Source organism: Inquilinus sp. CAU 1745 (assembly GCF_039839375.1).
Lineage (GTDB): Bacteria > Pseudomonadota > Alphaproteobacteria > DSM-16000 > Inquilinaceae > JBDOQU01.
Genome location: NZ_JBDOQU010000002.1, coordinates 339,808 through 352,071, shown reverse-complemented (window position 1 = coordinate 352,071; position 12,264 = coordinate 339,808). Strand labels below are relative to the sequence as shown.

11 protein-coding genes are annotated in these 12,264 nt (G+C 62.8%); 8 read left to right on the top strand and 3 right to left on the bottom strand.

The features are described 5' to 3' along the window. Positions 1–869 precede the first annotated feature (869 nt). Entirely contained in the window at positions 870–1,193 is a 324-nt protein-coding gene (locus AAFN89_RS04090) for a four-helix bundle copper-binding protein (RefSeq protein ID WP_347536184.1), read from the top strand. A 137-nt stretch (positions 1,194–1,330) separates the two neighbouring features. Here the strand turns inward: AAFN89_RS04090 and AAFN89_RS04085 are convergent, their stop codons facing one another. Then, positions 1,331–1,456, bottom strand: coding sequence for a hypothetical protein (locus tag AAFN89_RS04085; protein ID WP_347536360.1), 126 nt, complete (start codon positions 1,454–1,456; stop codon positions 1,331–1,333). Here AAFN89_RS04085 and AAFN89_RS04080 point away from each other — a divergent pair. The 3 genes from AAFN89_RS04080 to cueR all read left to right on the top strand — a co-directional run bounded on the left by AAFN89_RS04080 (position 1,413) and on the right by cueR (position 5,084). After that, positions 1,413–1,574 carry a heavy metal-associated domain-containing protein gene (locus tag AAFN89_RS04080; RefSeq protein ID WP_347536353.1) on the top strand — a complete coding sequence of 54 codons (162 nt, stop codon included), beginning with the start codon at positions 1,413–1,415 and terminating at the stop codon, positions 1,572–1,574. The genes AAFN89_RS04085 and AAFN89_RS04080 overlap by 44 nt on opposite strands. Positions 1,575–2,191: 617 nt before the next feature. Further along, positions 2,192–4,636, top strand: a complete 2,445-nt coding sequence (locus AAFN89_RS04075; RefSeq protein WP_347536182.1) for a heavy metal translocating P-type ATPase — start codon at positions 2,192–2,194, stop codon at positions 4,634–4,636. A gap of 10 nt (positions 4,637–4,646) precedes the next feature. Next, on the top strand, positions 4,647–5,084 hold the full coding sequence (gene cueR / locus AAFN89_RS04070) for a Cu(I)-responsive transcriptional regulator (protein ID WP_347536180.1): 438 nt from the start codon (positions 4,647–4,649) through the stop codon (positions 5,082–5,084). A 194-nt stretch (positions 5,085–5,278) separates the two neighbouring features. Here the strand turns inward: cueR and AAFN89_RS04065 are convergent, their stop codons facing one another. Both AAFN89_RS04065 and AAFN89_RS04060 read right to left on the bottom strand, forming a co-directional pair. Then, positions 5,279–6,229 carry a cation diffusion facilitator family transporter gene (locus tag AAFN89_RS04065; protein ID WP_347536178.1) on the bottom strand — a complete coding sequence of 317 codons (951 nt, stop codon included), beginning with the start codon at positions 6,227–6,229 and terminating at the stop codon, positions 5,279–5,281. A gap of 430 nt (positions 6,230–6,659) precedes the next feature. Continuing rightward, positions 6,660–7,595, bottom strand: coding sequence for a LysR substrate-binding domain-containing protein (locus AAFN89_RS04060; protein ID WP_347536176.1), 936 nt, complete (start codon positions 7,593–7,595; stop codon positions 6,660–6,662). A 133-nt stretch (positions 7,596–7,728) separates the two neighbouring features. Between AAFN89_RS04060 and metC the strand changes: the two genes are divergently transcribed. The 4 genes from metC to AAFN89_RS04040 are packed head-to-tail and all read left to right on the top strand — an operon-like array spanning position 7,729 to position 12,259. Further along, a complete protein-coding gene (gene metC / locus AAFN89_RS04055; RefSeq protein WP_347536173.1) occupies positions 7,729–8,913 on the top strand; it encodes a cystathionine beta-lyase in 1,185 nt (394 codons plus the stop codon). Between the two features lie 27 nt (positions 8,914–8,940). Then, a complete protein-coding gene (locus AAFN89_RS04050) occupies positions 8,941–9,987 on the top strand; it encodes an amino acid ABC transporter substrate-binding protein (protein ID WP_347536170.1) in 1,047 nt (348 codons plus the stop codon). Between the two features lie 58 nt (positions 9,988–10,045). Next, a complete protein-coding gene (locus tag AAFN89_RS04045) occupies positions 10,046–11,158 on the top strand; it encodes an ABC transporter permease subunit (RefSeq protein ID WP_347536168.1) in 1,113 nt (370 codons plus the stop codon). A 60-nt stretch (positions 11,159–11,218) separates the two neighbouring features. Next, the gene (locus AAFN89_RS04040; protein ID WP_347536166.1) at positions 11,219–12,259 is read left to right on the top strand and encodes an amino acid ABC transporter permease; all 1,041 of its coding nucleotides are present in this window, start codon (positions 11,219–11,221) and stop codon (positions 12,257–12,259) included. The last annotated feature ends 5 nt before the right edge of the window (positions 12,260–12,264 follow it).

Below are 12,264 nucleotides of genomic sequence, written 5' to 3'. Positions count from 1 at the left end.
CCGTTGGATGGCCACCCGGGCACGAGCGACTTCGGCACGACTGACCGGTCCTGCACGTGGCGGACTGGTCGGTGGCCGGTCAGACGGATAGGCGCGGGGGACGGAAGCTCGGATCTGGGGCGACCCCTTCCAATGATAAAGTGAAGAAATCCGGTGGGGCGCTCACTGGCAGGGTCGGTATCTGGGGCGCGTCGGCCGCGGGAAGGCCGCCGTGCATCAGGACGCATGCGGCGCCGGAGCCGCATGTGGTTGCGTCATTGGTCTCATGCTGGCCCGGATCGTCGCAGCCGCCCACCGCGGTGGCCGCGATTTGTTGATGGTGACCCTGGTGGTGAGCGGCGGGGTTCGAACCAAGCAGCTCCACTAACCCGCTACAGTGAGAGGCGGATTCCGAGCCGCGTGTCACTGCCATTGCGGGCGCGAACGGCGCAAGGAACGCGGCCAACAGGAGCAGGCCTGCAGTCACCGTCCTCAACAACACGCTTTCCACGCCTCGCGGCATCCAGAACACCTCGCAACTTTGTCCCGAACATGGTCCGTGAAAGCCTCCCGCACAAGCTAACATGTAACGCCTGCTCACCGTCGACCAGAGAGTGAGGGCGCCCGGAGCAGAGCGTCCCGCCACCCGAAGCATTCCCGCCCTAACCCTTAGCCCTCCATTACGACGGTTCTCCAGCACGACATCCGCCGGTCTCGCGGTTCCGAGATGCCTCGATACGGTAGGGAGTACAACGTCGCGGCCATGCGGGCGGGCACGCTCGTGCAAGAATCTGAAGCATTACAAATTGTTTCAACGGCAGCGGTGCCGGGAACGTCCTGTGAGTGCCAATGTTATCCGGTTGAACCCCAACATCGGAAAGGAGATCACCATGGACATGCGGCAATGCATCCAGAACTGCCTCGAATGCCACAGCGTGTGCCTGGAAACCGCCGCGTCTTGCCTCCAGCAGGGCGGCAAGCACGCTGAAGCGAGCCACATAGGGCTACTGCTTGACTGCGCCGAGATCTGCCAGACTTCCGCGAACTTCATGCTTCGGAATTCGAACCTGCATAAGTCGACCTGCCGGGTCTGCGCCGAAATCTGCGAGGCCTGCGCGAAGGACTGCGAAAGCATGGGCGACGATCAGCAGATGAAGCGCTGTGCCGATATGTGCCGCCGCTGCGCCGAAAGCTGTCGCCAGATGGCGGCATAGCCGAGCAACAGGCGGCCGGGCAAGTCTGTCCGCGCGCCTGTCATATCCCAAAATGGGGGGAGGGCATCACACCGCGAACAGCCTCGCTTTGCTCATGACCATAACGCTTGGCCTTCCAGCGGCAGGATCCTGGAAGGTCAAGTTTTATAGAGCGCGAGGAGATCGAGGATGCTGAAATACAGGATTTCCGGGATGACGTCTGGGCATTGCGCCCAAACCGTGACGCGGGCGGTCGAGGCCCTGCCGTCTGTGGAGAGAGCCATCGTCGATCTCACCAAAGGCGAGGTCACCGTTGAGGGTGATTCCGATCGGGACCAAGCGATCCGGGACGCAATTAGAGGCGCTGGTTATGGGGTCGAGCAACGTCTTCCGACTCCGTGACCCGACGCGTCGGGTGGGTCGGCCAAGGTGCCGTGCGACATTGTGAGCGCGCCCTTGTGGTGCATGAGCATGCCGGAGACGTAGTCGCGGCGGCCTTGATGACGGCTGGATCGACCGGTTTAGCCATGCGAGACAAAGGAAGGTGCTTGACCTTACAGCGGCTGGATGTCCGAGCGTCTAACCATCGCGTCTACCAAAAGAGGATTACAGCTATGTTGTTCAAGGTTCCCGACATGACGTGCGGTGGCTGCGCGTCGAGGTCATCAACGCTGTGAATGCGGTCGCCGGAGTTGAGACCGTTGACGTCGATGTTCCGGCACGCGAAGTCCGTGTTGTCGGCCACGCCGACGAGCAGGTGATCTGCGAAGCCATCGTCGCGTTGGGATTTGGGGCCGAGACGCCTCAACACGCAGTTACCGGCTGCATGTGCAGGTGATCCAACGAGCCTTGAGCTGACACCCGGTCCGCCGGATAAGCAACCGCGATGATCGAACGGGCGGCAAGGTGCTTCGGCATCCTGCCGCCCGTTCAGTTCCGGGGGCGCACTGTCGAAACCGCTTGACCTTCCAATCATTGGAACTCCTATCTGTCTTGGCAGCACAGGACAACAGGAGCCAATGATGGCCACCGCCGCTGCATATGAACGTACTACGCCGCAGGAAGAGGCTGCATCCGAGATCGACATCGGCATTATCGGGATGACCTGCGCTTCATGCGTGCGCCGGGTCGAGAAGGCTATCGTCGCCGTTCCCGGCGTGACGGGCGTATCCGTGAATCTCGCAACCGAGAAGGCGCGCGTCGCCTTTGTTGAGTCCGCTCTGAACGTGCAAGAAGTCATCGACGCCATTGAGCGTGCGGGCTACGAGTCCGCGAAGGCGGAGTTCGACCTGCGGGTCGAGGGCATGACCTGCGCGTCCTGTGTCGGCCGGATCGAAGAGGCGCTGAATACGGTGCCTGGCGTGACGGAAGCGACCGTTAATCTCGCCACCGAACGCGCCCACATCATCGGCCATGCGATCGAGCCTGACGATATCATGGCCGCCATCGAGCGGGCCGGTTATCGGGGTACCCCTATCAACGAGGACCAGGCGACCAGCGCCGTCCCGGACCAGGCGAACGACCGCAGCCGCCGCGAGCTTTCCCATGTGTTGATCGCCGCCACGCTGTCGCTGCCGCTGGTCCTCGGTATGGTCGGCGACCTGCTCGGCATCGGCATGATGGTGCCGGGTTGGGTCCAATTCGCGCTCGCCACGCCCGTGCAGTTCTGGCTTGGCTGGCGCTTCTACAAGGCAGCCTGGAAGGCGGTGCGTGCTGGAACCGGCAACATGGATCTGCTGGTGGCGCTCGGCACCTCGGCGGCGTGGGGCCTCAGCGTCTACCTACTGCTGACCGCACATTTCGGGACCATGCCGCACCTCTATTTCGAAGCTTCGGCGGTGCTGATCACCTTCGTTCTGCTCGGCAAGTGGCTCGAGGGACGCGCCAAGGGCCAGACAACTGCGGCCATACGGGCGCTGATGGGCCTGAGGCCGGACAAGGCAAGCGTCCGGAGGGACGGAGCAGAGATCGAGGTGCCGGTCGCGCAGGTGCGGGTCGGCGATGTCGTCGTGGTCCGTCCCGGCGAGCGTATTCCGGTCGACGGCCGTGTCGTCGAAGGCGCAAGCAGCGTCGACGAGAGCATGCTGACGGGCGAACCCCTGCCGGTTGAGAAGGCTCTTGGACATAAGGTGACTGGCGGCTCTATCAACGTCGACGGCCTCCTGGCAGTCGAAACGACGGCTGTCGGCACCGAGACGATGCTCTCGAAGATCGTGCGCTTGGTCGAGGGTGCGCAGGCGTCGAAGGCGCCGATTCAGCGCACGGTCGACCAGGTGAGCGCGATCTTCGTGCCGATCGTTCTGGTCGTCGCGTTGGCGACCTTCGGTGTATGGTGGGGGGTCACCGGCGACATCGAAGCGGCGATCATCACCGCGGTCTCGGTCCTGGTCATTGCCTGCCCCTGCGCTCTCGGCTTGGCGACACCGACGGCGATCATGGTCGGCACCGGCGCGGCGGCACGGCACGGCATCTTGATCAAGGACGCTGAGGCGCTGGAGCGGGCACATGCCGTGACCGCGGTCGCCTTCGACAAGACTGGCACCCTGACGGAAGGCAAGCCAAGGGTCACGGACATTGTCCCGGCTCTAGGAGTCGGCGAGGATGACCTGCTTCGCATCGCTGCGACCCTCCAGTCAGGCAGCGAGCACCCGCTTGCCCGCGCCGTTCGTGCCCGCGCCTCGAATGACGGTATCGCTATTGGGGTCCTGCATGCGTTCAAGGCGCTCGCGGGGCGTGGGGTGTCAGGCATCGTCGACGGCCGGTCAATTCAGCTGGGCGCCAAGCGTCTGTTGGTCGAGCAGGGTTTTGTTGGCGACGACCTTGAGACCAAGGCAGCGGAACTGGAGGAATCCGGTCGGACAGTCTCCTGGCTGGCCGAGGTAGCGCCGGAAGCGCGGGTACTGGGCCTAATTGCATTCGGTGATACCGTAAAGCAGAGCGCCCACGAGGCCGTCCGGAAGCTACACCATCACGGCATCGAGACCGTGATGGTGACCGGCGACAGCCACGGTGCCGCTCAGGCAGTTGCAAATGAACTCGGGATCGACCGAGTCTTTGCCGAGGTGTTGCCGGGTGACAAGGCCGCTGTGGTCGCTACCCTCAAGGGTGAGGGCAAGGTCGTGGCCATGGTCGGCGACGGCATCAATGACGCCCCGGCACTCGCGGCGGCGGACGTCGGCATTGCCATGGCGACCGGCACGGACGTTGCGATGCACACAGCGGGCGTCACTTTGATGCGTGGCGATCCCGTGCTCGTTGGCGGTTCAGTCGACGTGTCGCGGCGCACCTATGCGAAGATCAAGCAGGGGCTGTTCTGGGCTTTCATCTACAACCTTGTGGGCATCCCGCTCGCCGCGCTGGGCTATCTAAGCCCGGTGCTGGCCGGGGCCGCCATGGCGCTGAGCTCCGTCAGCGTGATCGTCAACGCGCTGACGCTCCGGGGTTGGAAGCCCGCAATCAGGTAAGGAGGAAGGCATGAACATCGGACAGGCGGCGAAGGCATCCGGCATCAACGCCAAGCTCATCCGCTACTACGAAAGCATCGGGCTCATTCCGGAAGCGGACCGCACCGCTTCCGGATACCGGGTCTACACGACCGAAGACGTGAATATTCTGCGGTTCGTCAAGCGGGCGCGGACGCTCGGCTTCAGCATCGAGCGCATTGAGCAACTCGTCGGCCTGTGGCGGGACAGGAACCGGTCGAGCGCGGAAGTGAAGGCAATTGCTCTGAAACACGTGACCGAATTGGAGACCAAGATCGCCGAGATGCGGGCGATAAGCGACACGCTCCAGGAACTCGCCGACGCCTGCCACGGCGATCACCGGCCGAACTGCCCGATTCTGCGCGATCTGGAGAACCCAGGAGCGGCGTGCGTGAAGGGACCTAGTCATAGCACGGAGGTGGCCGCGTGAACGTATGCGGGACTCGGCTGTCTCGGACAAGTAAGACCTTGTCATCCAAGATAGTGACGGAGCCCTGAACAGCGCCTCGTGCTTGTGAACGGACGGCCATTTGGCGAGCTGCATAATATCTCCTGGGAAACCCCTGACGGCGGTCTGGTTCCGCCGCCAATCTGCCTGCGCCTCGCTGATGAAAGCGCGGAACTTCAATCCTGGTGTCGAACCGATTGCGTTTGCATGATGTCGATCGCCTCGGCGCCTTCCTCACCCTCAAGACACTTCTCCTCGACCTGAATGGTTGAGAAGTAGATGTTGAACTGTCCCTTCAGGAGATCGTGGATTGCCCGTTGGACGCGCTCGCCGTCACGCGAGAAGTCGCACACGCAGACGTGGCTCGAGAAGACATTCCGGCCGGAGGTGAGGCTCCAGGCATGCACATGATGAACATTGGTCACACCGTCGATGTCGCGGATCGCGCGGATCGCAGCGTTCAGATCGAGATCCTCGGGCGTGCCTTGCAGAAGGATGTGCAAGGCATCGCGCAGAATGCGCCAGGAGGCCCAGAACAGCACCAGCCCGAAGGCCATGCCGAGTAGCGGATCGATGGGCAGGAAGCCGGTAAAGCGGATAACCAGCGCTGAGACGATGATGATGAAGCTACCGACGAAGGTCTGCACGATGTGCCAGAAGGCGCCCTGCATGTTCAGGTTGCCTTTCTGACGTCGGTAGAGAAGCCATAGAGCCACCAGTTCGGTCGCGATGCCACCGGCGGCAGCCAACAGCATGGGGCCGGTTGCCAGTTCGATCGGATCCATGAGCCGCATGGCACCCATCCACAGGACATAACCGGCCATGCCGACGAGGAAGAGGCCGTTGAACAAGGCGCCGAGGATCTCGGCCCGGGGCCAGCCAAAGGTCTGAGTAGGTGTCGCGCGGCGCTCACTGAGCCTCTGGGCGACGAGTGCGATCAGGATGCCGCCGACCGCGGAGAAGGTGTGGAAGGCATCCGATGTGACCGCGACCGAGCCGGTCCACAAGCCGATAGCAAATTCGACAATGAAGTAGGTACCGGTCAGCCAGCCGGAGATTACCAGGGCCCGCCGATCGCCGGAAATGGGCATATGCCCACCGTGCCCGCCGCCTCCATGATCCATCATCGCAGCGCTCCCGATCATTATGGTGGTGGTCAGTCTGGAGGCTGTTTCACACTGGGCGGCGCTCATCACGCGCTGATGCCCGCCCTCTCGTCGCCAGTGGTGCAGATGGACGCTGACAGGCCGGGTCCGGTCGCCGGTGACCCAGCTGGTCCAGCCGTTGTCTTAGATTTTTCTCCGGACGTCCTCGGATCCTGGGCGACGTCCTCGGATCCTGGGCGACGTCCTCCAGATTGCTTACGCCGGTTTTAACAGTCGCTCCAGAAGGCCTGTTCCGTGAGAATTTCGCATCCGCGATGCGCTTGTGGGCCAACACGAACCTGCTGCGGACGAGATTCAATAAACCGGCAGCACATCGCCCATGGCAAGAGCCGCCGTCGTCCACGCCCACCATGGCCATCACTGAGCGTTGCTTGAGATCCTGATCAATCTCTCATGTCTCAGCGCCGGATATCGTGTCTCGCAAGGAGAGCGTCCGCTCCCCAACGACGCTAAGTAGGTCGCCTGTCGCCTCAGACAGGAAGCTTTCCAGCAGCTTCGATTTGGGGGCGTGCGGCGGTGTGATCAGCAGCGTCTTGAACTGAATCCTGGGCTTGAACGGTTTGACGTCTATGCCCTCGAGGTCGAGGCCCTGAAGCGAGAACGGGTTCACGATGCCGACCCCGACCCGGCTACGGACCAAGTTGCAGATCGTCAGCGAGTATTGCGTTTCGACGATGATCCGCCGTCGTACGCCTGCCTCCTCGAAAACCCGGTCGATCCGGGCACGGGCCGCATCCTCCAACGCCAGAGAAACGAACCGCTCGTCATGCAGATCGGCCGGGCCAATAACCGGCAAGTTCTCGAGACGGTGACCCTTGGGCAGGATGCATACGGCATCGGGCGTCGTGAAGACCTCGGAGACCACGCCTGCTCGGTCGATTTCGTCTGCGGCGAAGCCGACGTCGAACTGGCCCGACGCAACCAGCGCCTTCACCGCCTCGGAACTGCGGATATGGAGGAGAACAGTGACCGCCGGATGCCGTGCATTGAACCGACCGATGACCGACGGCATAAAGGCATGGCCGAGCACGGGAAGGCTCGCCACGCGCAGCGTGCCCGCGCTGAAGCTGCGGATATTCTCGGCGGCAAAGCGAAGGCGTTCGAGCCCGGTGAAAGCCTTCTGAACCTCCTCGTAGAACGAGCGTCCCTCAGGGGTCGCTCGGATCCGGCCACGATTTCTCTCAAACAGCTTGAGCTTCGTCGACCGCTCCAACTGGTCGAGCAAACGACTCACTGCGGGCTGAGAGACCCGTAGCACCTCGGCGGCACGGGTGACGGTGTTGCAGGCCATCACCGCCTGGAAAGCCTCGATCTGGCGAAAGTTCAAAAATCCATTCTCCCGAAAGCTCAAGGTCAGTTTTATAACATTTTTGCATAACTTACGAGTTAGAACATATTGGAATATCAGAACGCGATGCGTTCCAATGCCGCCTCGAACCAAACGAAGGGGAACAGAGGCGGTGCGCGAAGAAACCAGACTGATCCACGGGGACGCGCGACCTCATGCGGACTTTCCGACCCTGACTGCTCCGGTGCATCGCGCATCGACGATTGTTTTCCCGACAGTGCAGTCCTTCTTGGATCGCCATCAGCAATTCTATGACGGGTACTCGTATGCGCTCTATGGCCACCCGGCCTCTCGGGAGCTCGAGGCCCGCATCGCCGACCTCGAGGAGGGAGTGCGTGCCGTTGCCGTGCCGTCCGGCCTTTCGGCGATTACGCTGGTCAACCTGGCGTTTCTGGAATCGGGCGACCATGTCCTCGTGCCCGACACGGTCTACTCCCCAGCTCGCAATGTTTGTGGGGGGCTGCTGTCAGGTCTGGGCATAGAGACCACCTATTACGATCCGAACGAGACCGGGTGTGTCGCCGACTTAATTCGTCCGGAAACCCGGCTCATCTGGGTCGAGTCACCTGGGTCAATGACGATGGAGATCCAGGATCTTCCTGCAATCGCGGCCGCCGCACGTGCCCGTGGCGTCACTGTGGCGGTCGACAACACCTGGGCATCACCGCTTTTTCACAAGCCGTTGACGCTCGGCGCCGACCTCTCTGTGCAGGCTGTCTCAAAGCACATCGGCGGGCATGCCGACCTGATCCTGGGAGTCGTCACGGCAGCGGACGAAACCATCTTTCGCAAGCTGAAGGATACGAGCCGGAATCTTGGCCTCGGGGTATCGCCTGACGATTGCTGGCTGGCGTTGCGCGGCCTTGGCACCTTGTCTGCACGCCTCGCCCGGCAGTCGGAGAGCGCGTTGCAAATCGCGACCTGGCTGTCGGAGCATCCGGCCGTCGAGCGGGTGCTCTATCCCGCGCTTGCAAGCGATCCTGGCTATGCCCTGTGGCGCCGTGATTTCACGGGCGCGAGCGGCGTGTTTTCTGTGCTGCTCCGCCCGGCGTCGGCCGACGCCGTCGCCGCCGCCATCGAAGGATTGCGGTTCTTCCGGATCGGCGCGAGTTGGGGCGGCCTTCACAGCTTGGTCGCGCCGTCCGACCCGCGGGGCATCCGGACCGTCCAGCCTTGGACAGCGGACGGCCAACTCGTGCGTCTGAGCATCGGGCTGGAGCATCCCGATGACCTCATCGCGGACCTGGAGCGTGGTCTCGCGACCATCACCGAGGCGAACATCGCCGAGGTTTCTTGATAATAAGTTCACTTAGGGAGGGTAATCATGGCAACAGGAATTCGAAGGGTTGGGCTGGGGCTCGCGGTTGCATTCGGCGCCTTGACCGCGGCGGCGGCTTTCGCGCAGGAGCAGCAGGCGGGCGGAACGCTCGCGGGAATCCGCGACAAGGACTACATCCAGTGTGGCGCCAGCACGGGCGTTGCGGGATTCTCGCTGCCCGACGATCAGGGGAAGTGGACGGGGTTCGACGTCGACTTCTGCAAAGCCCTGGCGGCAGCCGTGCTTGGTGACGCGGATAAGGTCCGGTTCACCCCGCTCACGTCCCAACAGCGCCTGCTCGCGCTCCAATCCGGCGAGATCGACGTGCTCTCGCGCACCACCACCTGGACGTTGCAGCGCGATGCCGGAGCCGGGCTCGATTTCGCCACGCCGACATACTACGACGGCCAGGGCTTTATCGTCCGGAAGGAACTCGGCGTGACGAGTGTCGAGGAACTGGACGGTGGCACCATCTGCGTATCGGCGGGTACCACGCTCGAGCGGAATCTCGCTGACTGGTTCCGCGCCAACGGCCTGACATACAACCCGCTCGTCTTCAGCAGCACCAATGAGGCCCGCGAGGCCTATCTCAATGGTCGCTGCGACTCGTACACCTCCGACCGAGCGGCCGTCGCTGCTACCCGGGCCACCCTCGCGGCGAACCCGGAAGATCATGTGATCCTGTCGGACGTTATCTCGCGGGAACCGTTGACGCCTGCCGTCCGCCAGAACGACAGCGCGTGGTTCGATATCGTCCGCTGGACGGTCTTCGCGTTGGTTGAAGCCGAGAACCTGGGCATTACCCAGGCCAACGTGGACGAGATGCTGTCGAGCGACAATCCTGCGGTGCAGCGGCTCCTTGGCGTGACGCCCGGCAATGGGCAGGCTCTCGGTCTCGACGAGAAGTGGGCCTACAACATCATCAAGCAGGTCGGCAATTATGCCGAGATCTTCGAGCGCAATCTCGGCCAAGGCTCGCCGCTGCAACTCGACCGGGGCCTGAACGCTCTCTGGCGCGATGGCGGCCTGATGTACCCGATGCCGTTCAAGTGAGTGAGCCGATGCGGGGGCACGTCACTGTGCCCCCGCACCACGTACGGAAATCATCTCCATGCTGAACAACCGTCGCATTCGAGCCACGCTGTGGCAGGCTCTGATGCTCGCAACCATCATCGGCATCGCCTGGATGCTCGTCTCGAACGCCATGTCGAACCTGTCGGCAAGGCGGATCACGACAGGCTTCGGCTTCCTCTTCAGGGAGGCGGGCTTCGGCATCTCGGAGACCATCATCGCGTATGCGCCGACGGACACTTATCTACGCGCGCTCGCCGTCGGAATTCTCAACACGCTCTGGGCCTCGTTCCTCTCGATCATTCTGGCGACGGCGCTCGGCACGATGATCGGCATCGCGCGTATTGCGCGGAACTGGACGGTTTCCGGCCCGGCAGCGTGGTACGTCGAAGTGATGCGCAACGTGCCGTTGGTGGTGCAACTGCTCTTCTGGTACGGCGTCTTCACCATTCTTCTGCCGTCGATCCGGCAGGCGCTGGCACCACTGCCCGGGGTATTCCTGAGCAACCGCGGTCTGTACCTGCCGGGTCTCGACATAACCAGCGGCGCCTCCACCATCATCGCCGTAGGCTGCGCTGCGGCCATCGCCGCAATAGTGGCCGGAATTATGGTTCCGAGGGCTCGCCGTGGCCTTTTAATCGTGGCAGCACTGTCATTTCTGGGCGCGATCGTTGCCGCGGCCGGTGGTATGGACGTGACCGTGCCAGAACTGCGCGGGCTCAATTTCCGCGGCGGTATCGTGCTGTCGCCCGAATTTGCGGCGCTCATCGTCGGCCTGACGCTCTATACGGCGGCGTTCATTGCTGAAATCGTACGCAGTGGTATTCAAGCCGTGCCCAAGGGGCAGTGGGAGGCGGGCGCTGCCCTGGGATTGTCGCGTAGCCATATCCTCCGGCTGATCGTGCTGCCCCAGGCCCTGCGCGTCGTCGTTCCGCCGATGGCGAGCCAGCTCATCAACACGATCAAGAACAGCTCGCTCGCAGTCATCGTCGGCTATCCCGACCTCGTCTCAATCGCAAACACGACCATGAACCAAACCAACCAGGCGATCGAGGGCGTCGCCCTCGTCATGGCCGTGTTCCTGACGATCAATCTGACCATCTCGGCGCTCATGAATCTGTACAACCACACCGTGGCGATCAAGGAGCGCTAGAGCCGAATGAGCCTCGCATCCGGGATACAGTCCTCCACACCCCCAGGTCTCAGGAGACGCGTGGATCGCATTCGGCGCGAGCTCTTCGGCAGCGCCCTCGATGCCGCGATCACCGTTCTCGCCGCCTTCACGCTGATCTCGCTCTCGGCCGCCTTTTTTGACTGGGGCGTGGCCGACGCCACCTGGTCCACCGGGCCGGAGGCCTGCCGAGCAGCATCGGGCGCGTGCTGGTCGTTCATCCAGGCGAAGTTCCGCTTCATCCTGTTCGGCACGTATCCGTCTGCCGAGCAATGGCGGCCGCTGGCGGCAATGGCAATCGTCCTCGGCGCGCTTGTAGCCAGCGCCAATCCTCGCTGGTGGCGTCCGCGGCTCCTGCTGGTATGGGTGGCCAGTCTCGGGATCTCGGCGCTTCTCATGTGGGGCGGCGCCCTCGGGCTGAGCTATGTGCCGCACAGGTTATGGGGTGGCTTGCCCCTGACTTTCCTGCTTGCCGTCGTGTCGCTTGCGGTCGCGTTTCCCGTCTCCGTCCTTCTCGCCCTCGGGAGGCGGTCCAACCTCCCGGTGATACGCGCCGCATGCACCGTGCTGATCGAGATCGTCCGCGGCGTTCCGCTGGTCAGCTTGCTGTTCATGGCATTGATCATCGTGCCCATCGTGTTTCCCGCAGGGTTCACCGTCGATAAGCTGCTTCGCGCGTTGCTCGCGCTGACGCTGTTCGCGGCCGCCTACCTTGCTGAAGTCGTGCGGGGTGGACTCCAGGCAATACCGAAGGGCCAGTACGAGGCTGCGGCCGCCCTCGGACTCGGCTACTGGCGGACCGTGAGGTTCATCGTCCTGCCGCAGGCGCTGAGGGTCGCCATTCCGCCGCTCACCAGCACCTTTATCGTGATGATCAAAAACACCGCGCTCGTGCTGGTGATTGGACTGTTCGACCTGTTCAACGCGGCAAAGGTGGCGACGACGGATCCCGCCTGGGCAGGCTACTTTGCCGAGTCCTATGTGTTCGTGGCGTCAATTTATTTCGTCATCTGCTACTCGGTCTCGCGGTACAGCCGCTATCTCGAGCAGCGCTTTTCCCTGAATTCGACCTCTGCGAAGTGACAGCT